Source organism: Sphingopyxis sp. GW821-FHT02C12, from assembly GCF_059421785.1.
The window spans coordinates 316,107-339,243 of record NZ_JBWKVQ010000002.1 but is presented as its reverse complement, the minus strand read 5'-3'; the positions used below and the strand labels follow the sequence as shown (position 1 = coordinate 339,243).

General features: G+C 66.9%; 28 protein-coding genes. 6 read left to right on the top strand and 22 right to left on the bottom strand.

Annotation, left to right across the window (positions count from 1 at the left end; genetic code table 11):
* Positions 1-14: 14 nt before the first annotated feature.
* The 10 genes from flgK to AC07U1_RS16775 are packed head-to-tail and all read right to left on the bottom strand — an operon-like array spanning position 15 to position 6,919.
* Positions 15-1,340: a flagellar hook-associated protein FlgK gene (gene flgK, locus AC07U1_RS16820; RefSeq protein WP_495178229.1), complete on the bottom strand. Its 1,326-nt coding sequence runs from the start codon at positions 1,338-1,340 to the stop codon at positions 15-17.
* Positions 1,337-1,648, bottom strand: coding sequence for a rod-binding protein (locus AC07U1_RS16815; RefSeq protein ID WP_492740145.1), 312 nt, complete (start codon positions 1,646-1,648; stop codon positions 1,337-1,339). Before AC07U1_RS16815 ends, flgK begins: the two co-directional genes overlap by 4 nt.
* Positions 1,645-2,748, bottom strand: coding sequence for a flagellar basal body P-ring protein FlgI (locus AC07U1_RS16810; RefSeq protein WP_410468130.1), 1,104 nt, complete (start codon positions 2,746-2,748; stop codon positions 1,645-1,647). Before AC07U1_RS16810 ends, AC07U1_RS16815 begins: the two co-directional genes overlap by 4 nt.
* 28 nt (positions 2,749-2,776) lie before the next feature.
* The gene (locus AC07U1_RS16805) at positions 2,777-3,457 is read right to left on the bottom strand and encodes a flagellar basal body L-ring protein FlgH (RefSeq protein ID WP_495178230.1); all 681 of its coding nucleotides are present in this window, start codon (positions 3,455-3,457) and stop codon (positions 2,777-2,779) included.
* A complete protein-coding gene (flgG, locus tag AC07U1_RS16800) occupies positions 3,438-4,226 on the bottom strand; it encodes a flagellar basal-body rod protein FlgG (RefSeq protein ID WP_056349416.1) in 789 nt (262 codons plus the stop codon). The genes AC07U1_RS16805 and flgG overlap by 20 nt, the downstream gene beginning before the upstream one ends.
* 12 nt (positions 4,227-4,238) lie before the next feature.
* Positions 4,239-4,982, bottom strand: a complete 744-nt coding sequence (locus tag AC07U1_RS16795; protein WP_492740143.1) for a flagellar basal body rod protein FlgF — start codon at positions 4,980-4,982, stop codon at positions 4,239-4,241.
* Between the two features lie 35 nt (positions 4,983-5,017).
* Positions 5,018-5,845 (bottom strand): flagellar hook-basal body complex protein, encoded by an 828-nt coding sequence (locus tag AC07U1_RS16790; protein ID WP_056349411.1) that lies wholly within the window; start codon positions 5,843-5,845, stop codon positions 5,018-5,020.
* Between the two features lie 12 nt (positions 5,846-5,857).
* Positions 5,858-6,172, bottom strand: a complete 315-nt coding sequence (locus tag AC07U1_RS16785) for a flagellar hook assembly protein FlgD (protein ID WP_495178231.1) — start codon at positions 6,170-6,172, stop codon at positions 5,858-5,860.
* 1 nt (position 6,173) lies between these two features.
* Complete coding sequence (flgC, locus tag AC07U1_RS16780; RefSeq protein WP_056349404.1) at positions 6,174-6,584, bottom strand: flagellar basal body rod protein FlgC; 411 nt, start codon at positions 6,582-6,584, stop codon at positions 6,174-6,176.
* Positions 6,581-6,919 carry a flagellar basal body rod protein FlgB gene (locus AC07U1_RS16775; protein WP_056349402.1) on the bottom strand — a complete coding sequence of 113 codons (339 nt, stop codon included), beginning with the start codon at positions 6,917-6,919 and terminating at the stop codon, positions 6,581-6,583. The genes flgC and AC07U1_RS16775 overlap by 4 nt, the downstream gene beginning before the upstream one ends.
* A gap of 277 nt (positions 6,920-7,196) precedes the next feature.
* Here AC07U1_RS16775 and AC07U1_RS16770 point away from each other — a divergent pair, with 277 nt between their 5' ends.
* The 6 genes from AC07U1_RS16770 (at position 7,197) to AC07U1_RS16745 (ending at position 12,263) form a co-directional block, all read left to right on the top strand.
* Complete coding sequence (locus AC07U1_RS16770) at positions 7,197-7,706, top strand: flagella basal body P-ring formation protein FlgA (RefSeq protein WP_495178232.1); 510 nt, start codon at positions 7,197-7,199, stop codon at positions 7,704-7,706.
* Positions 7,707-7,887: 181 nt separating this feature from the next.
* The gene (gene flgM, locus AC07U1_RS16765) at positions 7,888-8,193 is read left to right on the top strand and encodes a flagellar biosynthesis anti-sigma factor FlgM (RefSeq protein ID WP_495178233.1); all 306 of its coding nucleotides are present in this window, start codon (positions 7,888-7,890) and stop codon (positions 8,191-8,193) included.
* Entirely contained in the window at positions 8,190-8,495 is a 306-nt protein-coding gene (locus AC07U1_RS16760; RefSeq protein WP_187139378.1) for a hypothetical protein, read from the top strand. Before flgM ends, AC07U1_RS16760 begins: the two co-directional genes overlap by 4 nt.
* Before the next feature lie 81 nt (positions 8,496-8,576).
* Entirely contained in the window at positions 8,577-9,407 is an 831-nt protein-coding gene (locus AC07U1_RS16755; protein ID WP_495178234.1) for a transglycosylase SLT domain-containing protein, read from the top strand.
* On the top strand, positions 9,404-11,527 hold the full coding sequence (gene flhA / locus AC07U1_RS16750) for a flagellar biosynthesis protein FlhA (protein ID WP_495178235.1): 2,124 nt from the start codon (positions 9,404-9,406) through the stop codon (positions 11,525-11,527). The genes AC07U1_RS16755 and flhA overlap by 4 nt, the downstream gene beginning before the upstream one ends.
* Positions 11,517-12,263 (top strand): sigma-70 family RNA polymerase sigma factor, encoded by a 747-nt coding sequence (locus tag AC07U1_RS16745; protein ID WP_187139376.1) that lies wholly within the window; start codon positions 11,517-11,519, stop codon positions 12,261-12,263. Before flhA ends, AC07U1_RS16745 begins: the two co-directional genes overlap by 11 nt.
* 55 nt (positions 12,264-12,318) lie before the next feature.
* Here the strand turns inward: AC07U1_RS16745 and AC07U1_RS16740 are convergent, their stop codons facing one another.
* From AC07U1_RS16740 to AC07U1_RS16685, 12 genes are all read right to left on the bottom strand, one after another.
* Complete coding sequence (locus tag AC07U1_RS16740; RefSeq protein WP_187139375.1) at positions 12,319-12,810, bottom strand: winged helix DNA-binding protein; 492 nt, start codon at positions 12,808-12,810, stop codon at positions 12,319-12,321.
* A gap of 24 nt (positions 12,811-12,834) precedes the next feature.
* Positions 12,835-13,254 carry a hypothetical protein gene (locus AC07U1_RS16735; RefSeq protein WP_056349371.1) on the bottom strand — a complete coding sequence of 140 codons (420 nt, stop codon included), beginning with the start codon at positions 13,252-13,254 and terminating at the stop codon, positions 12,835-12,837.
* Between the two features lie 27 nt (positions 13,255-13,281).
* Positions 13,282-13,659 (bottom strand): hypothetical protein, encoded by a 378-nt coding sequence (locus tag AC07U1_RS16730; RefSeq protein ID WP_056349369.1) that lies wholly within the window; start codon positions 13,657-13,659, stop codon positions 13,282-13,284.
* A gap of 59 nt (positions 13,660-13,718) precedes the next feature.
* Positions 13,719-14,213 (bottom strand): response regulator transcription factor, encoded by a 495-nt coding sequence (locus tag AC07U1_RS16725; RefSeq protein ID WP_056349365.1) that lies wholly within the window; start codon positions 14,211-14,213, stop codon positions 13,719-13,721.
* A 169-nt stretch (positions 14,214-14,382) separates the two neighbouring features.
* Positions 14,383-15,357, bottom strand: coding sequence for an ROK family protein (locus tag AC07U1_RS16720; protein WP_495178236.1), 975 nt, complete (start codon positions 15,355-15,357; stop codon positions 14,383-14,385).
* Entirely contained in the window at positions 15,354-16,067 is a 714-nt protein-coding gene (locus AC07U1_RS16715) for a FadR/GntR family transcriptional regulator (protein ID WP_495178237.1), read from the bottom strand. The genes AC07U1_RS16720 and AC07U1_RS16715 overlap by 4 nt, the downstream gene beginning before the upstream one ends.
* On the bottom strand, positions 16,064-16,819 hold the full coding sequence (locus AC07U1_RS16710) for a helix-turn-helix transcriptional regulator (protein ID WP_156377742.1): 756 nt from the start codon (positions 16,817-16,819) through the stop codon (positions 16,064-16,066). The genes AC07U1_RS16715 and AC07U1_RS16710 overlap by 4 nt, the downstream gene beginning before the upstream one ends.
* A gap of 75 nt (positions 16,820-16,894) precedes the next feature.
* Positions 16,895-17,800: an SDR family NAD(P)-dependent oxidoreductase gene (locus AC07U1_RS16705; protein WP_495178238.1), complete on the bottom strand. Its 906-nt coding sequence runs from the start codon at positions 17,798-17,800 to the stop codon at positions 16,895-16,897.
* 91 nt (positions 17,801-17,891) lie between these two features.
* A complete protein-coding gene (locus tag AC07U1_RS16700; protein ID WP_495197753.1) occupies positions 17,892-18,578 on the bottom strand; it encodes a TetR/AcrR family transcriptional regulator in 687 nt (228 codons plus the stop codon).
* A 43-nt stretch (positions 18,579-18,621) separates the two neighbouring features.
* A complete protein-coding gene (locus AC07U1_RS16695; RefSeq protein ID WP_495178240.1) occupies positions 18,622-20,208 on the bottom strand; it encodes an AMP-binding protein in 1,587 nt (528 codons plus the stop codon).
* On the bottom strand, positions 20,205-21,830 hold the full coding sequence (locus tag AC07U1_RS16690) for a carboxylesterase/lipase family protein (RefSeq protein WP_495178241.1): 1,626 nt from the start codon (positions 21,828-21,830) through the stop codon (positions 20,205-20,207). Before AC07U1_RS16690 ends, AC07U1_RS16695 begins: the two co-directional genes overlap by 4 nt.
* Positions 21,827-23,134 (bottom strand): spinster family MFS transporter, encoded by a 1,308-nt coding sequence (locus AC07U1_RS16685; RefSeq protein ID WP_495178242.1) that lies wholly within the window; start codon positions 23,132-23,134, stop codon positions 21,827-21,829. The genes AC07U1_RS16690 and AC07U1_RS16685 overlap by 4 nt, the downstream gene beginning before the upstream one ends.
* Positions 23,135-23,137: the final 3 nt, after the last annotated feature.

The window sequence follows — 23,137 nt, the reverse complement described above, 5'->3', positions numbered from 1 at the left end:
TCCCTTCTCTATCGTCAGATCGCGCTGAGCAGCGCTTGCATCGTCTCGCGCGCGACCTGGATCGTGCGCGCGGCGGCGGAATAGGCTTGCTGAAAGCGCAGCAGGTCGGCGGCTTCCTGGTCGAGGTCGACCCCGCTGACGCTGTCGCGCGCGGCGGCGGCGCCGTCGGCGCGGGTTGCGGCGGCGGCAAATTGCGCCCGGCTCGACGAGGTGGCCTGCGCCTGCGACGCGAGCCGCGACGCCCAGGCCGCTTCGGGGTCATTGGCTCCGCGCATGCCGCCGATCGCGAGCATATTGCCGTTGGTGCCGCTGCCGTTGGCGGCGGCGACCTGGCTGGCCGACAACGGCGTCGCGGTCAGCGTCGCGGCGGTGGTGCCGGCGAACAGCGGCTGGCCGGCATTGCCATTGGCATCGGTGCCGGCCTGATGCGCGGCATTGAGCTGGCCGGCGAACTGCGCCGCAGCGGCGTCGAGCCCGGCACGCTGGTCGGCGACATGGTCGGCGGCCTGACCGAGTCCGGCGAGGTTGCCCGAACCGGGGTCGATCGCAGCACCGCCGGCCGTGAAGCCCAGACGGCCGTCGGCGGCAGTGGCGATCGCAACATGGGTCACCCTCGCATTGCCGACGAGCGTGTCGCCCGTTCCGGCGGCGCGCAGCGTGACCGTGCCCTTGTCGTCGAAGCTGGCCGTCACCGACATCTGCGACGAAATCTGGTCGATCAACCGGTCGCGCTCGTCGAGCAGGCTCGCCTCGTTGGTCGACCCCGCGCGCGCCTTGCGCAGGCCGGCGTTGACGCTTTCGAGGGCATCGAGATTGTTGTTGAGATCGGTGACCGACGACTGCGCCGCGTCCGAAATGCCTTCCGACATCGCGCCAAGCTGGGTGGCGCTGGAGCGGAACCCCGACGCGACATCGTCGACCGATTGCAGGAACTGCGCCCGCAGGGTCACATTGTTCGGATCGGCGGTCAGCTGGTCGGCGGTGGTGAACAGCTTGGTGAGGTTGGTCGAGATGCCGTTGGCGTCGTCGCTCAGCGCGCTTTCGACCTTGGTCATCCAGTCGGCGCGCGTCGCCGCGCGCTCGGCTTCGCCCGAGGAGATGCGCGCGTCGTTGATCAGCCATTTGTCGACCGAACGACCGATGCCCTGGATCGTCACGCCGCCGGGGCTGACGTTCCGCCCGACCAGCGCCGATTCGGTGCCGCTCGCCATTTCCTTGAGCGCCAGCGTACGCCGGGCATAGCCGGGGGTCTGGGCGTTGGCGATATTGTCGCCGACGGCCGACATGGCGCGCGAATAGGCTTTCAGCCCGCTCGCGCCGATGCTGAGCAGGTCGCTCATTGTGTGCCTCCGCCCAGACTGCTCGGGCCGCTGCCCGTGATGCCCCTGAACTGGCGTTCGACCATGTCGGCGATGCCGAACTGGCGCATCGCGGCGATGCTGTCGGCGGTCTTGGCGTCGGCCATCTCGCGGAAATTATCGGTCGCGCTCGACCCGAAGACGTCTTCGCCGAGCTTCGCCTGGCGCATCGACGCCATCAGCTGGCGCAGGATAACCGCCTCGAAAGCCTCGGCCGCCTTGCGCAGCCCGCCGTCGCCGCCGCCGGCAGCCGCCGGGGTGGCGCCGATCGAAGAAATGGGCGTCGTCATATGATCACCAGTTCCGCAGTGAGCGCGCCGGCCTGGCTCAGCGCCTCGAGGATGGCGACGAGGTCGCCGGGAGGGACGCCCATGCGGTTGATCGCATCGACGAGTTCGGACAGCGACGCGGTCGGCTTGACCAGCATCATCGGCCGATATTCTTCGGTCACCTGGACGTCGCTCGACTCTTCGACCGCGGTCTGGCCGCGGCTGAAGGGCGCTGGCTGGACGACCGTCGGCGATTCCTTGATCGAAACGGTGAGCTTGCCCTGCGACACCGCCGCGGTGCCGACACGCACCGCGCCGTTGATCACCACCGTGCCGGTGCGGGCGTTGACGATGACCTTGGCGGGCGGTTCGGCACGCCGGACGCCGAGATTTTCTATCTGCGACATCAGGCGCATCCGCTGGTCGCCGCCACCCGCGGCGCGGATCGCGATGCTGGCGCCGTCGATCATCGACGCGCTGCCGGGGATCGCGGCGTTGATCGCGTCGGCCACCGCCTTGGCGTTGGTCGCATCGAACTGGTGGAGATTGAAGGTCAGCATCTCGCTGCTGGCGAAGCCGGTGTCGACCGATCGTTCGACCGTCGCGCCACCCGCGATGCGGCCGCTCGACGGGACGTTGACCGTCAGTTTCGACCCGTCGGCGGCATCGACGCCGAGCCCGCCGATGACCAGATTGCCCTGCACCATCGCGTAAATCTGTCCGTCGGCACCATAGAGCGGCGCGAGCACGAGGGTGCCGCCGCGCAGGCTCTTGGCCTTGCCGATCGCCGAGACGGTGACGTCGAGACGCTGGCCGGGCTTGGCGAAGGGCGGCAGTTCGGCGGTGATCATCACCGCCGCGGCATTTTTCAGCGCCGGATTGACGCCGGGAGGAAGGGTCAGGCCGAAGCGCGACATCGCGCCCTTCATGCCCAGCGTCGAATAATCGAGGCTGTCGTCGCCCGTGCCCGCGAGCCCGACGACAAGGCCATAGCCGGTCAGCTGGTTGGCGCGCAGGCCCTGGAACTGGCCCATGTCCTTGATCCGCTCGGCCTGCGCCGGAGCGGCGAAGCTGAAGCTCGCGGCGAGCAAGGCAAGGAAAGCGAAAATGGCATGGCGTATGAGCACGGAGTTGGTCCCTTCGTGTCTGTCAGAACGGGCTGATGATCGAGAAGAAGCGTTGCAGCCAACCCTGCTGGCTGGCACGGGCGATCTCGCCCTTGCCGACGTAGCGGATGTGGGCGTTGGCGACGCGGGTCGACAGGATGCGGTTGTCGGGGCTGATGTCGATCGCGCGGACGATGCCCGAGATCTGGACGCGCTCGTCGCCGCGGTTGAGAGTGAGAAGCTTCTCGCCCTTCACCAGCATCGTGCCGTTCGGATAGACGGCGGCGACGGTCACGCTGACCTCGCCCGACAGCGTGTTCGACTGGGCAGCGTCGCCCTTGCCCTTGAATTGGGACCCGCCCCCCATGGCGACATCGCTGGGATTGAACAAAGACAGCGGTCCGGTGGCCGGCGGGGTCAGCCCGACGCTGCCGTCGCGCGTCGTGCCGGCGCTGTTGCTCTTCGCCGCGATCGTCCGTTCGACGAGCTGGATGGTCAGGATATCGCCGACCTGCCCCGCACGCCCACCCGAGGTGAGCGCGACATAGCTGCCCTGAAAGATCGAGCCATTGGCGGGCGACACCGGCGGCGCCGGTTCGGGCATGGTGATCGAAAAGGCGTCGGGCGCGATCTGGTCCTTCTTCTTCGCCTCGACCGCGGCCGGAGCCGCGAGCAGCGCGAAGAACAGGAGGCCGGTCAGGCCGTCAGAGCGTTTGCGTGGCATTTTTCAGCATCTCGTCGGTGGCCTGGATCATCTTCGAGTTGACCTCGTAAGCGCGCTGGGTCTCGATCATGTCGACAAGTTCCTCGACGACATTGACGTTCGATCCCTCGAGCATGCCGCCGCGCAGCGTGCCGCGGCCTTCCTCGCCCGCAGCGCCGACCAGCGGCGCACCCGAGGAGGCGGTCTCGACGAGGATATTGTCGCCGATCGCCTGCAACCCCGAGGGATTGGCGAAGCGCGCGATCTCGATGCGGCCGAGTTCGGTCGCTTCCGACTGGCCCGCGACCTGCGCCGAGACGGTGCCATCGGCGCCGATCGAGATGCTCGTCGCATCCTCGGGAATCTGGATCTGCGGTTGCAGCGGTTTGCCATCGGGGGTGATGATCGTGCCGTCGGCCGAGCGGTTGAAATTGCCCGCGCGGGTGTATCCGGTGCGCCCGTCGGGCATCTGGACCTGAAAATAGCCAGCGCCTTCGATCGCGACGTCGAGCGCATTGCCCGTCGTCTGCAGCGTGCCCTGCGTGTCCATGCGCGAGGTGCCGGCGAGTTCGACGCCGGTGCCGAGGTTGAGCCCGGTCGCATAGCGGTTTTCCGCCGACGAAGGCGCCCCCGCCTGCGTCATGATCTGATAGCCCAGCGTTTCGAAATTGGCGCGGTCGCGCTTGAAACCCGTGGTGTTCACGTTGGCGAGGTTGTTCGCGATCACCTGCATCCGGAAGCCCTGGGCGTCCAGACCGGTTCGTGCGACGTGCAAGGCACCATAGCTCATATTCTTGTCTCCTTAACGGGGCAGCGCCATCAGGTTCGCGGTCGCGCTGTCCATGTCGCGCGCGTCACTGATGAGCTTGAGTTGCGAATCCCAGGCCTTGCTGGCCTCGATCATGTCGACGAGGGCGACCGTCGCGGTGACGTTCGAGCCCTCGATCGAGCGGGTGATAACGCGCGCTTCGGGATCGTCGGGCAGGATGCCGCCACCCTTGACGCGGAACAGATTGTCGAGCCCCTTGACGATGTCCGACCCCGTCGGGGTCGCGAGGCGCAGCCGATCGACCTCCTGCGGATTTTCAGGATCGCCGCCGGCGGGCACGACAAAGACGCGCCCTTCTTGGTCGATCTTGATCGAATCCGCGGGCGGGATGGTGACGGGTCCTTGCGAACCCTGCACCGGATGACCGTCGCCGGTGGTGAGCAGTCCGCTGGGCGAAACCTGAAGGTCACCGCGGCGGGTATAGCCCTCCTCGCCATTCGGCGCCTGGACGACGAGCATCGCGTCGCCGGCCATCGCGATATCGAGGTCGCGGCCGGTCGCGGTGATCGTGCCGGCGCGCATATCGGCGCCGACGACTTCCTCGGACGCCATGGCGCGTCCGCCCGCACCGCTGCCGTGCAGCCACAGCGACTGCGCTTCGGCCATGTCGGCGCGAAAGCCGGGGGTTTGGGCGTTGGCGAGGTTGTTGGCGATCGCCGTCTGCCGGGCCATGCTGCCCCGCATCGCGGTGAGGCTGGTATAGATGACGCGGTCCATGGGGTTGCTCCTGGCAGGCGGCTAATCGCGAGCTATCAGCGGAGGCCGATGATCGTCTGGGTCAGCGCGGACGCGCCCTCGATCGCCTTGGCATTCGCCTGGAAATTGCGCTGCGCCGCGATCAGCATCACCAGTTCCTCGGTGATATCGACGTTCGAGCGTTCGAGCGCGCCCGACTGGATCGTGCCCATCGGGCCGTTGGTCGCCGCATCGATCGTCGGCTGGCCGCTCTCGCCGGTCGCCTGCCAATGCGCATCGCCGACGGGGCGCAGGCCCTCGGTCGCGGGGAAGGTCGCCATGGCGATCTTGCCGAGCGTCTGGTTCGAGCCATCGGCGAAGGTCGCGGTGGCGAGGCCGTCCTGGCCGATCGACACGTTGACGAGCGCGGCGTCGGGATTGCCGGCGGCGTGCTGCGGCACGACGAAGTCGGTCGTCGAGGCAAGGGTGCGGCTGGTGACATTGCCGTCGGCATCGACGGGCAGCAGCTGCAGCGTCGCGCCGGTCGAGTCGACGACGCGGCCATCCTCGAGCGGCGAGAAGGAGCCGTTGCGGGTGTAGGTGACCTGGTTGCGCGGCGGTTCGCCCTTCACGACGAACATGCCGTCGCCGATGATCGCCATGTCGAACGTCTTTTCGCTCGATTCATACGACCCTTGGGTGAACTGCTGGGTGATGCCGGTCAGGCGCGTGCCCTGCCCCGCGACGGTCTTGGTCGACTGGTTCGGCGAGGCGGCGAAGATATCGCCGAACTGCGCCTTGCTGCGCTTGAAGCCGATCGAACCGGCGTTGGCGATGTTGTTCGAAACGACCGACATTTCGGTCTGGGCGCCCTTGAGGCCCGAAAGCGAGGTGTAGAAAGACATGGGATCGGTTCCTTACTGCGTGCTGGTGGTGTCGGTGGTGGTGGCCGGCGCCGGGGTCGAGGCCTTGATGTCCTTGAGCAGCTGGGTCTGTGCCGTGAGCTGGTCGGAAATCGTCTGAAGCGTCGTGTTCGTCTCGGTGATCCCCGCGAGGCTGGAGAATTGCGCCATCTGCGCGACCATCTGCTGGTTATCGACTGGGTTGAACGGGTCCTGCTGGCTCAGCTGCGCGGTCATCAGGCGCAGGAAATCGCTCTGCCCCATCTGGTTCGCGCTGCCCTTCGGCTGGAGCACGACATTGCTGGTGTTGGTGACGCTGTTCACGGCCATCTTACTGTCCCATCCGCAGGGTTTCGTTGATCAGGCCCTTGGCGGTTTCGAGGACCTGGACGTTGTTCTGATACTGGCGGGCGGTCTCGACCATCTCGACCAGCTCGGCGGCGCTATCGACCGCGGCGTCCCAGACATTGCCGTCGGCATCGGCCAGCGGGTTGTTTGGATCGTGCCGTTTCGACGGCGCCATTTTCGTCTGCGTGACCTGGTCGACCGCGACCGTCGCGCGGCCGCCTTCGTCCATGACGGTGCGGAACACCGGCTTCATCGAGCGATAGGCGCCGGCTTCGCTGCCGGCGGTCGTGCCCGCATTGGCGAGGTTCGACGCCGTGGTGTTGAGCCGGATCAGCTGCGCCGACATCGCGCGGCCGCTGATGTCGAAGACCGAGAAATTGCCGTTCATCGTCATTCGCCCTTCAGCGCGCGGGTCAGCGTGTTGACGCGACCCGAGAGGAAGGAGAGGCTCGAACGATAGGCGAGCGCGTTTTCGGCGAAGGCGGTCTGCTCGGTCGCCATTTCGACGGTGTTGCCGTCGAGCGACGACTGGACGGGAATGCGATATTCGATCGCCCCTTCCATCGAGCCGCCCTGCTGCGCGAGGTCGAGCGCTTTCGAAAAGTCGAGGTCGCGCGCCTTGTAATTGGGCGTCGCGGCGTTGGCGATGTTCGACGCGAGCAGCATCATCCGCTGGCTGCGGAGCTGCAGCGCATTGGCGTGGATGCCGAAGAGCTTCTCTGATGCCATCGTACACAATCCTTCTTTCGGTGGTCCGCTCCGGCACCGGCCGGCGCAGACGCGCGAAAAACACCAAGGCATAATGCAATCGGCGTGCCAAACGTGGACTATTGCCGGATTTCCGCCATTTTTCAGGCCCCGGAACCGTCAGTTGTGCGAGCTGTCGGCGCGAGGGTCAGATTTTTGACGGCCGTGCGGCGGGCCGCCCCGAAAGCCGCGGCAAAGCGCGACTGGCACGCATCCTGCAATCAGGCGAGCGACCATTTTGGACCAAAGGAGATGGGTCATGAACCGCAATCTTTTCCTTGCCATCGGCGCGTTGGCCATGGCGATCCCTGCCGAAGCGCCGGGCCAGACCACCAGCGAGGACTGGCAGACGATCGACGTGCTCACCGCGATGGTGGCCAGTGCCATGGGCCGCACCGCGACCCCGATCGACCGCCGCATCAAGCTCGCGCGCTGCCCCGAACAGGCATCGGTGACCGCCGTCGACAGCTCGACGCTCGCCGTCCGTTGCCCGTCGCTCGGCTGGCGGCTGCGCGTGCCGATGACCGCCCCCGCCGGGGCCAGCGCCGCGGGCGGCTTCGTCGCCAAGCCCGCCGCCGCCGCGCCGGTGGTGCGCCGCGGCGACAATGTCCGCGTCACCATCGATACCGAAAGCTTCTCGATCAGCTATGCCGCCACCGCGACGCAGGACGGCCGCGTCGGCGACCTGATCGCGCTGCGCGGCAGCGACACGAAGAGCGCGCTGAGCGCCGTCGTCACCGGCCCCGGCCGCGCGCGCCTGGTCGACTGACCCTTCCTGATCAAGGTCCCGAGCCTTGCCCTGGGCCCGGTGGTTGTCGGTTTCCCGACGCCGCCGGGCCTTTTCTTTGGTTTTTTTGACCGATCGCGCTTAATCGCCCGATTTCGCGTCCGTTAAGTCCCTTCGAACAGGCCCGTCGTTTTTCTGACGGACCCGAGGAAAGGAGGCGCACATGACGGGAGACGGCAAAATCGGGCTGCAGGTCGGCAACGTCGTGCGCATCGGCGCCGTGCGCAAGATCGCCGGCGCCACCGCCGAACCCGCACCGACGCCCGCGCAGCCCAGGGCCGCGAGCGAACCGGTACCGGTCGCCAGCCTGATCAGCCTCGCCGCCGATATCGCCAGCCAGCCCGCACCGATCGACGGCGCGCGCGTTGCGGCGATCCGCGGCGCCATCGCCGGGGGCAGCTATGTCCTCGACCCCGCCGCCACCGCGCGCGCGATGATGCAGTTCCACGGACGCGGCGCCGACGCATGATGATGCAGATGGAAGAGGTGCAGGCCCAGCTCGACACGCTGGTCGCGGCGCTCGACGGGCACGACGCCGGCGCGATCATCGCGGCGACCGAAGCGCTCGCCACCGCGGTGATCCTGTTCCGCAGCGCGAAGGTTCCGCCGGGCCGCGAAGACCATGCGCGGATGCTGATCGACATGGTGCTGCGCAAGCTGGAGGCCGCCGCGATCCGGGTCAATGTCCTCAAGGACTGGACGCGTCAGAGGATTGACAGAAACCACCAGGTCCGCGGCACCGGGCCGCAGGGCATCGCGCTAAGCTATTAATTAACCAAGACAACTACGCCATTTCCGAAGAATGGCACGATGATTGCTTTTGGTCTGCTGAATGCAGCGGAACCAACAGCCATGACGACGATCAACAACAGTGCCGCCAGCAGCGCCGCCTCCCCCGTGATGGCGGCGGTGCAGGACGCGTCGGGCCGTACCGGGGTCGATTTCGACTATCTGGTCGATGTCGCGCGCGTGGAAAGCGGGTTCAACCCGACCGCGAAGGCCTCGACCTCGTCGGCGCGCGGACTGTACCAGTTCACCAAATCGACCTGGCTCGCGACGCTCGACCGCCACGGCGCCGACCATGGCCTCGGCTGGGCCGCCAACGCGATCGGCCGCGACGCTTCGGGGCGGCTCACCGTCACCGACCCCACCCTGCGCCAGCAGATCTTCGACCTGCGCGACGACCCCGCCGCTTCGGCCGCGATGGCCGCCGCCTTCACCTCCGACAATCGCGCCTATGTCGAAAGCCGGACCGGCCGCACCGCCGAGCCCGTCGACCTGTACCTCGCCCATTTCCTGGGGAGCGGCGGCGCGGTGAAATTCCTGTCGGCGTGGGCGGCCGACCCCGACCAGGCGGGCGCGACGATGCTGCCCGAGGCCGCGGCCGCCAACCGATCGATCTTCTACGCCGCCGACGGCAGCATGCGCAGCCTCGGCGACATTCGCGAACGCTTCCGCGCCAAGCTCGATGCCGGCGGCGAGCCCGGCTTCACCCCCGGCGCCTTCCCCGGCGGCACTGCCCCAGCCCCCGGCTGGCGGATGCAGATGGCGAGCATGAGCGGCACCCAGGCCGGGCGTCCGCCGCTTTCGATGATGGATATTCAACCAATGCCCAAGAAACTCTCGATGGGCTTCGCGGCCCAGGCCTATCAACGCCTCGCCTCGCTCGGAGGCGGCGCATGAACCTGAGCTTCAACGCCCGCGACGCCGGTCGTTTCGCCGGCGCCGCCGCGCTGCCGGCGGGGATGCTGATCCTCGTCGCGCTGATGGTGATCCCGGTATCGCCGCTGATCCTCGACATCAGCTTCGTCGCCAACATCATGGTCAGCCTCGCGGTTCTGATGGTCGCGCTGTCGGCCGCCAAGCCGCTCGATTTCTCGGCCTTTCCGACGGTGTTGCTGCTCACCACCCTCTTTCGCCTCGCGCTCAACGTCGCCTCGACGCGCGTCGTGCTCGTCCATGGCCACGAGGGCACGCACGCCGCGGGTCATGTCATCGAAGCCTTCGGCCAGGTGCTGATCGGCGGCGACTATGTCGTCGGGCTGTTCGTCTTCGTCGTGCTGATGATCATCAACATGGTCGTCATCACCAAGGGCGCGGGGCGCGTGTCCGAAGTGTCGGCGCGCTTCACCCTCGACGCTTTGCCCGGCAAACAGATGGCGATCGACGCCGACCTCAACGCCGGGCTGCTCACCCCCGACGAAGCCAAGGCGCGGCGCCTCGAAGTGGCGACCGAAGCCGATTTCTATGGCTCGATGGACGGTGCGTCGAAATTCGTGAAGGGCGACGCGGTCGCCGGCCTGCTGATCCTGTTCGTGAATATCGTCGGTGGCCTGATCCTCGGCGTGTTCAGCCACGGCCTCAGCTTCTCCGAAGCAGGGAGCACCTATGTCACTCTCGCGATCGGCGACGCCCTCGTCGCGCAGATCCCGGCGCTGCTGCTGTCGATCGCCGCCGCGTCGATCGTCACCCGCGTCACCTCGCCGCTCAACCTGAGCGACCAGATCGGCAGCCAGTTCGCCTCGCCGCATGTCTGGTTCGCGGTCGGCGGCATCCTGTTCATTCTCGGAATGGTCCCGGCGATGCCGCAGATGCTGATCCTGCCTGCCGCGGCGCTGTCGCTCGGCATGGGATGGCAGTTGCGCAAGGCCGCCGCCGCGGTCGCCGCAACTCCCGAACCGGCGCTGCCCGCGCCCGACCCGCACCTGATCGAATGGTCCGACGTCAGCGATTCGAGCCCGTGCCAGCTCGAGATCGGCTATGCCCTCGTCGCCCTCGTCGACGAACGCAAGGGCGCGCCGTTGATGGGCCGGATCACCGGCATCCGACGCCAGCTGTCGAAAGAACTCGGCTTTGTCGTCCCCGCGGTGAAGGTCAGCGACGACCTGTCGCTGCCCGGCAACGTCTATCGCATCTCGGTCGCGGGGGTGATCGTCGGCGAGGACGAGGTCTTCCCCAATGAAATGCTCGCGCTCGACTCGGGCGACCTCGTCACCAAAGTCACCGGACGGCCGTGCAAGGACCCGACCTTCGGCCTCGACGCCTTGTGGATCCCGCGCAGCAGCCAGAACGACGCGATCGCGGCCGGCTATACCGTCGTCGATCCGGCGACCGTTGTCGCAACCCACCTCAACAACAGCATCGTCGCCGCGTCGTCCGACCTGTTCGGTATCGACGATGCACAGGCGCTGATCGACAATCTCAAGGCCCAATATCCGCAGCTCGCGGCGAGCCTGACCCCGGCGGGCTATGCTCTGCCGCGCATCGCCAGCCTGTGCAAGGCGCTGCTGATCGAGCGCATCCCCTTGCGCGATTTCCGCAAGATCGCCGAGGCGATGGTCGCCTTTTCTGGCCAGCAGCTTGGCGAAAGCGACCTGGTCGAGGCGGTGCGCCAGCGCATCGGCGCGCTGATCGTCCAGACGATCGTGCCGAGCCGCATGCCGCTGCCCGTCGTGACCTTCACACCCGAGATCGAGATGCTGCTCAACCAGGCGGTGCGCGCCAATCCGGGCGCCGAATGGCCGTTCGAACATGGCATGGCGATGAAGATCGTCGGACAGATCGGCGAGGCGGTCGAACCGCTGCTGTTGTCGACGCGCAGCTTCGCGCTGGTCGCGTCGCCGATCTGCCGCCCCGCGCTGTCGCGGCTCGTCCGCGCGACGTTCCCCGACGTCGCGGTCATTTCCTACCTCGAAATTCCCGCCAGCAAGGCGACCGAGATCGTTGCGACGATCGGTGCCGATGTGCCGCGGCTAGCCGACGAAAGCGCCGAGCAGATGAAGGACCATCATCATGAGAATTGAGCCTGCCGAGCAATTCGCCGGCGCGGCGGCGCGCGCCGCATCGCCGCAGGGCTATGGCACCAGCGCCGAGGACCTGATCGACGAATATGCGCCGCTGGTGCGCAAGATCGCCTGGCAGGTGTTCTCGCGCCTGTCGCGGACGAGCGACCTCGACGACCTCGTCCAGACCGGGCTGATCGCGCTGATCGAGGCGAGCCGCCACTATGAAGAACGCGGTTTCGCCTTTGCCACCTACGCCTCGACGCGCATCCGCGGCGCGATGATCGACCAACTGCGTCGCGAGGCCGACGTCGGGCGATCGGCGATGGTCGCCAGCAAGCGCATCGGCAGCGTCCGCGCGGCGCTCGAACAGAATCTGATGCGCGCGCCGACGACCGCCGAAATGGCGGCGGCGTTCGAAATGTCGGCGGAGGAATATTTCGCACTCGAACGCAGCGCGACGCACGGGCGGTCGACCTCACTCGACGCGATGCTGGACGAAGGCAGCTTCCTGCTCGCCGACGACAGCGACGGGGCCGACGACCGGTGCGAACAGGACGATCTGCTCGAAGCGCTGGGCGAGTGTATCGCCCGGCTACCCGAGCGCGAGCAATTGGTGCTGCAGCTCTATTTTTTCGAGGAACTCAATCTGCAGGAAATCGGGCTGACGCTCGATGTCAGCGCGGCCCGCGTGTGCCAGATCAAGGCAGGCGCGATGGCCAAGATCGACCGGATGTTGCGCGATATCACCGAATAGGATGACCGGGCGCGGCGACCGGGGGGGCCAGCCGCCGCATCCCGGCCGGAGGGGACTACATTGCGAGCCGGCGACGGCTGTTCCACGCATGGCCCATTTTTTCGAAATAGCGCGTCATGCTGTCGACGCCATTGTCGGTGAGCCGCACGATCGAGCGGCGGCGGTCGCGTTCGTCGATGAAACGTTCGGCGAGATCGAGCTGTTCGAGCAGCGCGATCATGCGCAGCCCCGACGACAGCGGCACTCCGGCGCCGGTCGCGAGATCGCTGGCGCTGAGTTCGCGGTCATTGGTCTTGGCCAGCATCAGGTCGAGCAGCATGTCCCAGGTCGGCCCGGTCAGCTGGTTGCTGCCGAAATGCGACTTGCGCGTGCGGCGCATCTGAAGACTGAAGTTGAGTTGCTCGATCAGGCCCGGAACCGGCGCGTCGATCCGGTCGGGCTGCGACACGACCGGGACCTGCCCGCCAGCACCGCTGCCGAGCATTTCCTGGATCTGGTCGATCCGCGATTTGATTTCCGCAATTTCAACATTCGAAAATTGCTGCATGGATTGGGACCCCCGGGGCGCCCGCTATGCGGTCGCCCTCACGTCACCCCTCTGTTCCGTCGATCCCGCCGCGTACATGATCACGAGCAGGATCGGATAGGATATATATATCGAAAGCAGCGAATAGGGACGCGCCAATATCTCCGAAAACATCAGCTTCTGGATATGCCCGAAAATCGCGATGAGCTGCCAACCGGCGATCCAATAGGGCCAGAAACGCTCTGTTTTGAAGGCGATGTACCAGAAACTTATCAAGACGATGAGGTCTATGACGAAGATATTGATTTCGATATTTGTCCATTCCGGAACGGGTGACACCAATGTGGAGCAGACCGATGCGATCAGCGCGGTGTAAGCCGCCCAGCGTTCCAGGGGACCGCCGCGCTTCATCGCGACGGCCACCGTGATCAACAAAACGCTGTAATAAATCGCAACGGCCCACATGTGGCTTTCGTCAACCTTCCGTAGTGATTACGAAGCCTTGGCCAGCGGCATTTCCACGACGTCGGCGCGAACCAGATCGTTGCTGCCCTCGTCGAGCGACGCGCTGGCGGGCTTTACTCCGGCGCCGAACATGCGGGTGCCGAGACCGACCTCTTTCTGCGTCACGGTCAGCGCGAGATGCGCGTCGGTGAGCAGCTGGCGGACGTCGCCGGCGGCGGCCAGGGCGTGCGCGACTTTCGACATCGCTTCCTGACCGACGATCGCCGACATGTTGGTGTCGCGGCGCACGGTGGGCAGGGTCGCGGCGAGGTTGGCGATGCGGATCATCACCTCGTCGATGGCGTCTTCGGCCTGGTGCAATTCGGAAGCGATTTTTTTCGCGCCGGAGAGTCTTTGGTTCAGCATTTCTTGGTCCTTGAAAAAAGAATGCTACCGGTTCCCCCCCGCAGCATTCGGCTCGAACGTCAGGTCAACCGACCAAGTCCGACAAGGATCGAGTAGAGAGCGGAGAAGGCCAAAATCGTCACGAATGCGATCAAGATCGGCCAGATAATCCTTTCCAACAACCCATGCCGATTGATCGGCTGGGACTTGGTCGGAAACGGCAAACCGATATTGAAGATCTGCCGAAACGACCCGTGCCCCGGGTCGCCTTCGTCGGCGGGCAGGGAATCGGAAAGGTTAACCGGTTGATATGTCAAAGGCTGATAAGGGGTAACATCTTCGAAGACACCGTTACGAGCCAATATCGTTGCGGCCTCCACCCTGTTGGAAACGTTGAGTTTTTTTAGAGACCTTCGCACGCGTTCGTCGACCGTGTGCGGCGACACGTTCATCAGCCGCGCGATCTCCTTGGAATTTTTATGCTCGAAAACATGCCGCAGCGTTTCGATTTGCGCGGCAGACAGCAGGCTGATGTAATTGTCAGGATCGCCTTGCACGGGTCGGGAATAGTACATCTCGAGTCGAAAGCAAGCTGGCTAACTAGGTGTTAACGCTGTGGCGCGCGCATGCGGCGACCGCACCGGCGGCCCGGCGATGCCGCCGTCCTGTTTCGACAAGATGTCAAATCGCTTCATTCTAGTCTCCGCTCGCTGTTGTGCTCATCGGCGGAAGCCGACCCGATTTTTATCTATGCCCCGCTGAATCACGAAGGGCGACCGAACGCAAGCCCGTTGTGACACCGGGTGTCCCGCGTTGCGCCGCCCGGACGGCGAGCAAAATCGCGCCAAGCGGCCCGGCATCCTGCTTCAGCGCCGGCGGAGCGACGATACACGACAATGCCGTAAGGTCATAATCGGCGATATAGATCACCAGTCTTTCGGCGGCGAGGATCGCGGCGCGCGCCACCACATCAGGCTGGCCGAGGGCGACGCTGCCGCCGACGATGATGCGGTCTGGCGACAGGGCGAGCATCAGCACGGCAAGGAGTTCGGCGAGGTCGGACGCGACCGCCGCCCAACCCGGATCGGCCGGATCGACGGTCGCGGGATCGCGCCCGAAGCGCGCGCGTAGCGCCGGCCCGCTCAGCAGCCCCTCGACGCAATCGCGGTGGAAGTGACAGGCGCCGACGAAACCATCGCCCGCGGCGCGGCGCAGCGACATATGCCCGATTTCGGGGTGAAGGCGCCCGGTCACCGGCTGACCGTTCACGATCACCCCGCCGCCGACGCCGGTGCCGATGGTCAGATAGACGATCGTCCTGCAGCCGCGCCCGGCGCCGAACTCGGCCTCGGCGATCCCGGCGCCGTTGACGTCGGTATCGAGCGCCACCGGACAGGCGAAACGCGAGGCGAAAGGGGCGACGACGCGCGCACCGGTCCAGCCGGGCTTCGGGGTGTCGAGGATCGTGCCATAGTCGGGCGCGGCAGGGTCGACGCGGACGGGGCCGAAACTGGCGATCCCGATCGCCGCGATCGGCGCCTGCCGGTCCCATGCGGCGGCGATATCGACCGCGGCGCTCAGCGTTTCGTCGGGGCTCGTGGTCGCAAGGCTGCGCTGGTCGACGATGTCGAGCCCGTCGGCGAGGGTCACGACGACCTTCGTCCCGCCCAGTTCGACCCCGGCGAAACGGCCGGCCGGCGCGGGTGCGGTCGTCGTCATCGGGCGTCGCGCAGCCGCTCGCCGACCGAATTGGCGAAATGCCGCTCCATCGCGGCCCGCGCCCGCGCCGGCTCGCGCGCCGCGATCGCATCGGCGACCTCGTGGTGGAGGGTCAGCGATTCGGCGCGCTCTTCGGGCAGCGCACGCTCCTGCCAGGCGCGCGGGACGGCGCGCGCCATCATTTCCTCGAACGAACAGATGATCTGGTAGAACAGCGGATTGCCGCTCGCGGCGGCGATCACCTGATGGAATTCGGTATCGGCGGCGGTGCGCGCGCCCTCGTCCCGATCGACCGCAAGGCGGTGTGCGGCGGCCGATATCGCGCGCGCCTGATCGTCGCTGCGGTTGAGCGCGGCGAGTTCGGCGGTGCGCAGTTCGAGCGTGCGGCGCACGTCCCAGACGTCGGCGAGGCTGACCTGCGCGGTGTTGATCGCATGGCCCAGCGATGCCGCCATCGGCGACCCGTCGATCGCGCCGACGCGCGGGCGGCGGCCGTTGCCGACATCGACGAGGCGGAGCGCCGCGAGCGCCCCGAACGCCTCGCGCATCACCGGGCGGCTGACCCCCATTTGCGCGGCGAAGCTCCCCTCGCCCGGCAAGCTGTCGCCGACTTTCAGGTCGTGGGTGCGGATATGATCGCGCACCATCTCCATCGCGCGCTCGACGAGCGATCGGCTCGCGGTCGCATCGATCGCGGCGACGCGGCTCATGCCGCGACGCCGATACGGCGCATCGCGGTCGGCGCCATGCCGAACCGGCGCGAAAAGGCGCGGGTGAAGCTGGCGTTGTTGAGATAGCCGCAGCGATAGCCGATGCTCGCCACCGGCAGGTCGCTTGCCGCGAGCATCTGCCGCGCCTGGCGCAGCCGCCGTTCGCTCAGCGCCTCGGCGACGGTGCAGCGATAGAGTTCGCGAAAGCCGCGCGTCAGCTTGTCGCGGTTGAGGCCGCAGCTCTTCGCGATATCGTCAATGGTCAGTTTTTCGTGCCAACGTTCGTCGACGATCCGCCGCGCCGCGGCGATGCGCGCGATGTCGCTTTCGCACAGGCTCGGCTGGCCATCGACCGGCACCATGCGCCCTGCGGCGAGCGCGGCGAAAAACTGGCAGAGCAGTTCGAGCGAGCGCGCGAGGCGCAGCGTGTCGGCGGCGCGCGGATCGCTGTCGGGCGCGACGATCGACTGGCCGAGCCCGCGCAGATCCGACGGCAGATACCAGCGCGCGGCGGGATCGGGCAGGTCGCCGAACAGGCGGCGGCACGCGGCGCGCGACACCGCGAAGATCAGCAGATGATCGTCGGCGACAGCATCGAGTTCGGCGAGACCGAGCGTGCTGACCACCGGTTCCTGCACCCCGCCAAAACCGAGCAGCAGCGCGTCGGACGGCAAGTGGCGGCGATCGCAGCCCCCCGACCCGACAAAACTCGTCATGTCCTGCGAAACGATCACCACATGCTTCGACGTCATGGCTGTTCTCCCATGCGTCGTTTAAACCTGTCAGACAGCTCTTGGCAACAGCTGTATGACAGGTTGGCCGCGCGCTTAGCTGGCCCCCGCCATCGCCGCGTCGGCACTCGCGACTTCGCGTTCGGCCTGGGTGAAGCCGTAAGCGGGCACGATCGCACCGTCGCGGTCGGTCACGCGCGGCAGTTCGGCGATCAGCCGCTGTCCCGCATCGGTCCCGCCGCCGATATGGAGCCCCTGCGACAGCGTGACCTCGGCCGCGGCGAAATGTCCTGCCCCGGCACACAGGATCATACGGGTCGGCGCATCGTCGGCGACGAGCGGCAGCAGCGCCGGGCTGACCAGCGCCGGGTCGAGCGCAGCGAGGCTCGCGTCCGACAGCACGCCTTCGGTCATCTGGGTCGCCGCGGTCGGCGCCAGCGCGTTGACGCGGATGCCATATTTCTCGCCCTCGATCGCCAGCGTCTGCATCAGCCCGACAAGCGCCATCTTCGCGGCGCCATAATTGGCCTGGCCGAAATTGCCCCACAGCCCCGACGATGAGGTGGTCATGACGATGCGGCCATGCTGCTGCGCGCGCATCACCTCCCACACCGCCTTGCAGCAGATCGCGGCGCCGATCAGATGGACGTCGATCACGGTGCGGAAATCGTCGAGGCTCATCTTGGCGAAGCTCTTGTCGCGCAGGATGCCGGCGTTGTTGATCAATATGTCGATGCGGCCCCATTGGTCGAGCACCTGCCGCACCATCGCCTCGACCGCCGCTTCGTCGGTGACCGAGGCCGCGACCGCGAGCGCGGTGCCGCCGCCCTGCTCGATTTCGCGCACCACCGCCTTCGCCGGTTCGATCGCAAGATCATTGACGACGACGGCGGCGCCCTGGCTCGCCAGATACAGCGCGTGCGCGCGGCCGAGTCCGCCACCCGCGCCGGTCACGATCGCCACGCGGCCGCCGAGCGGCAATTCCGAACCCGATGTCGTCATCCTGAGAACTCCTTAATTCACTCTCTAGTTAGTTAATGTTATCCCCAGCGGAGCTTCGGGGACGCTACGCGCTGCGCAACTCCCGCCCCGCCTAGGCCGTCTTGTTGCAGATCTGCAGGAAGCCCGCGGCCATGAACGAGGCCATGCGCGCCTTGATCGCTTCGAAATCCTCGGACTTGCACACGCCGCCCGACAATTTGTCGATGCGACCGGTCCGCGCCAGCGTGACCATCAGCGCGCCGGTGACGAAATGATAGCCCCAAAAGATGTCGCGCTCGGCGCAATCGGGCAGCGCCTTCTTGAGCAGGGCGATCAGCCGCAGCACCACCGGGTCGAAATGGCTGTCCATCAAATCGGCACCCCATTCGGGGGTGTTGGCGACGAGCGCGCCGAGCGCGCCGTAATTTTTCCAGCCCTCGCCGCCATGGATATAGAGGTCGAGGTCGGTGTCGAGAAAGGCATGAAGCGCGCCTTCGACGGTCGGTTTGTCGCCCGCCAGTTTCTCATAATCGTCGAGCGCCTTCATCCGCCGCTCGCTGGTCACCACCGCACGGCGCGCGAAGACCGCGTCGAACAGGCTCTTCTTGTCCGCGAAATAATAGTTGAGCAGCGTGTGGTGGACCCCGACGCGCTTGGCGACGTCCTTCAGCGTGACGCCGTGCAGACCGTGCTTCGAGAAAAGATATTCGGCCTCGTCGAGCATCTGCTCGATCGTTTCGGCGCGCTGTTCGGCCTTGGTCGACCGCCGACGCGTTTTTGGCTCGTCTGCCACTGGCACCACTTCCGATCCCTGTTCCCCGGCGCCCCGCGCCGCAGTCCGCTCAACCCGCTCCATGCTCGTTCCGCAAGCGAATCTTATCGATTTTTCCGGTCGGCGCCAGCGGCATGGCGGCGAGCCGCACCACCGCATCGGGGATCCACCAGGGTGCGACGCGTCCCGCCAGCGGCGCGAGCAGCGCCGCATCGTCGATCTCCTCGCCGCCGCGCATTTCGACCAGCAGCACCGGGCGCTCGCCCCATTTGGCGTCCTGCCGGCCAATGACGGCCGCCAGCGACACCTGCGGCAGCGCGCCGACCACCGCCTCGATCTCGGCGGGGTTGATCCATTCGCCGCCCGACTTGATCAGATCCTTGGCGCGGCCGGTGATGATCAAATTTCCGCGCGCGTCGATCCGCGCGAGGTCGCCGGTCGGGAACCAGCCCTCGGCATCGGTCGCGGGCGCCTCCTCGCCGAAATAGCGGTCGACCACCGACGCACCGCAAACATAGAGATGCCCCTCGCCGCCGCGCTGCTCGGTCAGCGGGATGCCGCCTGCGTCGGTCAGCCGCAGGTCGACGCCGATCGCCGGCCGTCCCGACACCGCCGCGCTGCGACCGGGATCATCGGGTGGCGCGATGACGCCAAGCGGGGACAATTCGGTCATGCCCCAGCTCGTCTGCACCGTCACGCCGAGCCGCTTTTCGAGCCGCTCCATCAATGCCGGCGCCATCGGGGCGCCGCCGACGATCAGGCGTTTGAGCGACGACAATTCGCCGCCCACGACCTCGAGATGTTCGACCAGCCCGAGCCACACCGTCGGCACCCCAACCCCGATCGTCACGCCTTCGGCGGCGATCAGCCGCGCGAGGCTGGCGCCATCGGCCATGCGGCCTGGCAGCACCAGCTTGCCACCGACCGCGGGCAGCGCAAAGGGCAGACCCCAGGCGTTGGCGTGGAACATCGGCACCACCGCGAGCACCGCGTCGCGGCTGGTGAAGGCCATGACGTCGGCCTGCAGGCTGCGCAGCGTATGCAGGAAGCTGCCGCGATGGGTATAGGTCACGCCCTTCGGCGCGCCGGTGGTGCCCGAGGTGAAGCAGAGGCCCGCGGGCGCGGTTTCGGGGAAATCGCCCCAGACGGCTCCGCCCGGCGCATCGGCGATCAGGGGTTCGAGCGCGACAACCGATACGCCGACAAAGGCGCCCTCCCCCGCCGTGCCGTCGATCAGCAATATCCGCTCGATCGCCGGCGCGCGCTCGGCGATCAGCTTCGCCAGCGGCAACAGGTCGGCGCTCGCGACGAGGATCTTCGCGCCCGACTGCACCGCCATCGACGCGAGTTGCGGCCCGGTGAGGCGCGGGTTGAGCGTATGGCACACCGCGCCCATGCCCATCACCGCATACCAGAGTTCGACATGCGCCTGGCTGTTCCACGCGAGCGTCGCGACCCGGTCGCCCTGCCCGATTCCGAAACCGGCAAGCAGCGACGAGATCGCCAGACTGCGGTCGCGGAGCGCGGCGTAAGTAACGCGCGTCACGCTGCTGTCGTCGCGCGCGCTCACCACCTCGGCGTCGCCATGCCAGCGCGCGGCATGGTCGAGGAAGCGGTTCAGCGTCAGCGGATAATCCTGCATGCTCCCGTCGATCATGGACAATCGGCGCCCTTCGCGAGCACCGGCGACAATATGCCGGTGTTCCAGTTCCACGGCACATTGCCCGCGGCGCGGCGGCGGCACATTGCCGCCTCGTGCAGCGCATACATGCCGGGCATCAGCCGCGCGCCGGGGCGCGGGATGTCGGCGAAGGCAAGGAAGGCGGCGTCCTGGCCATAGGGCCGCCAGACCGCCTGCCCCGCCGCCTCGGGCTTGCCAGTACGCGCGAACGACACCCAATAATCGCCCATCGCGGCGGCGAAGCGGCGCTCGGTGACGGTGTCGGGGATTTTTGGCCAATAGGGCGGCGTGTCGGTCGCGGTGCCGAAGACGAAGGGGATTTCGGCGGCGTGGAAACCGTGCAGCCCGGCCTCGCTGGTCGCCGGATAACCATGGTCGAACAAATAGAGATAGGCGTTCTGGCCGAGCGCACTCTGCTTGACCGCGAGCCGCTCGGACGTCCAGCCATAGAGCGCATCGCGGGTCGTCGCGATCACCGCTTCGTTCAGATTCCTGGCGGGATAAAGCTTCAGCCACGCATCGGCGAGATCGCCATACCGTTCACGGATCGCGATCTCATAGGCGGCCGCGCTCGCAGGCGGCGGCGGCGCGAGCATGCGCAGCGAGCGGATCTCGCCGATGTTGGACCCCGCGATCATCGGCACCGGCGCCTGTTCACCGCGATCGAAGCTGTCGACGAGTTGGCGCGGCAAGACCTTGCCGTCGACGGTGCCCCAGGGAAAATAGCCCGCCTTCGCCGCGCCCTCGGTCAAGGCGACCGGGTCCATCGCGCGCAGCGCCGCGAGGTCGGCGGCGCCGAGCGCGGCGGCGACCTTGGTGCCCATCGCCTCGGCGGGAATCTCGCCGTGACGCGCCTCGCGGAGCGACGGGGTAGAGATCATATAGGCGCTCTGCGCGATGGCCTTGTGAAAGAGGCCGCGCGCTTTGGGCGCGGTCATCAGATACATCACGCTGAGCGCGCCCGCGGACTCGCCCGCGATCGTGACATTGTTCGCGTCGCCGCCAAAGGCGCCGATATTGGCCTTCACCCATTCGAGCGCCGCGATCTGGTCGAGCAGCCCGTAATTGCCCGACACCCCGTCGGGCGATTCCTTGCTGAGTTCGGGGTGCGCCATATAGCCGAGCGCGCCGAGCCGATAGTTGATCGACACGATAATCGCGCCGCGCGCGGCAAGCTTGGCGCCATCGTACATCGCCTCATGGCTGTAGCCGTTGGTCAGCGCGCCGCCGTGGATCCACACGATCACCGGCGCGTCCTTGGCCGCCTCGGGCGCCCAGATGTTGAGCGTCAGACAGTCTTCAGAGGCCTTGGCAGGCGGGTTGGTATAGATGCCGATCGCGGTCGGGCGCGGCTGGATGCAGGCGGCGCCGAAGCTCTGCGCCTTGCGCACCCCCTGCCACGCGGGCAGCGCGACCGGCGGCTTCCAGCGCAGCGGGCCGACCGGCGCCTGGGCGAAGGGAATGCCCTTGAATATCCGGACCTTGCCCACCGCCTTGCCCTCGACCGATCCGGCGGGGGCGTCGACCACCGGCGCGGCGGCGATGGCGGGCGTCGCCACCAGCATCGCGGCGGCGAGCAGCGTAGTTGTCTTTTTCATGCCGAAGCCTCCTCGCGGCGCAGCCGCCGTGCGAGCCAGAGAAAGAGAGCGATGGCGACCAGATAGAAGGGCGTCAGCGTGTAGAGCGCGGTCTGCAGCCCGTGCGCGTCGCCCTGCGCCTTGAACCAGTCGCTTGCGAAACCGACCCATGTCGGCCCGAGTCCCAGCCCGATGAAGTTCATGATGAGGAGCAGCAGCGCGCCCGCCAGCACGCGCTGGTTCGGCTTCACTTCCTCCTGCACCAGCGCGACCGATGCCGAGAGATAGAAATAGTTGAAGACCATCACGACGCTGAGCAGCGCGAGCGCCAACGGCCAGCCCGGTGCCCAGACGAAGCCGATATAGAAGGGCATCGCGACGACCAGCGACAGCGCCGGAGCGATCGCATAGCCGGCGCGCGATTTCCGCACCATGCGGTCGATCACCCGCCCCGACACGATCATCCCGCCGCCCATGCCGACCAGCAGCACCAGCGCGTACCAGATCGCGACGTCGCCCAGTTCCATGCCCTTTTCGCGCATCAGGAACAGCACCGCGAAATTGCCGAGGCCATAAGTCACGAACTGCGTCGCGCCGCTGCCGAGCGCCGCGAGCATCAGGATCGGGTGCGACAGGAACATGCGCACCGTCGGCCAGAACTCCGCCTTCTCGTCCGCAGGCGAACTCGAAACCGGCGCCGCAACATCGGTCGCCCCGCGCTTCGGCTCGCGCACTGTCAGCCACACGACCAGCGCGGTGACGATGCCGATGACGCCGACCGCGATGAAGGGGATACGCCAGCCGAAATGCTCAGCGATCGCCGCGCCGAACGCCACCCCCGCCGCGGCGCCGATCGCCGGGCCAAGGTTGAAGATGCCCAGCGCCGCCGCGCGCTTGCCCGGCGGATAGGTATCGGTGATGATCGCATAGGAGGGCGGCACGCCCCCTGCCTCGCCAAAGCCCACGACCATCCGCGCGATCGCGAGCTGGGTATAATTGGCCGCCATCCCGCACGCGACGGTCGCACCGCTCCACACCGCGCAGGCGAGCGACAGCACCCCGACGCGGCTCGTCCGGTCGGCGAACCAGCCGACCGGGATCGCGATGAAGCAATAGAACATCGCGAAATAGAGACCGCTGATCAGCCCGAGCTGGCCGTCGCTGATCTGGAGCGCATCCTGGATCGGCTTGGCGAGGATCGACAGCAGCTGGCGGTCGAGGAAGTTCAGCACATAGACGAAGCAGAGCATCCCCAAGACGAACCCGGGCTTGCCGCTCGGCCGCGCACCAGGCGCGGCGGAGGGCGAGAGATCGGCGACCGCCACGGC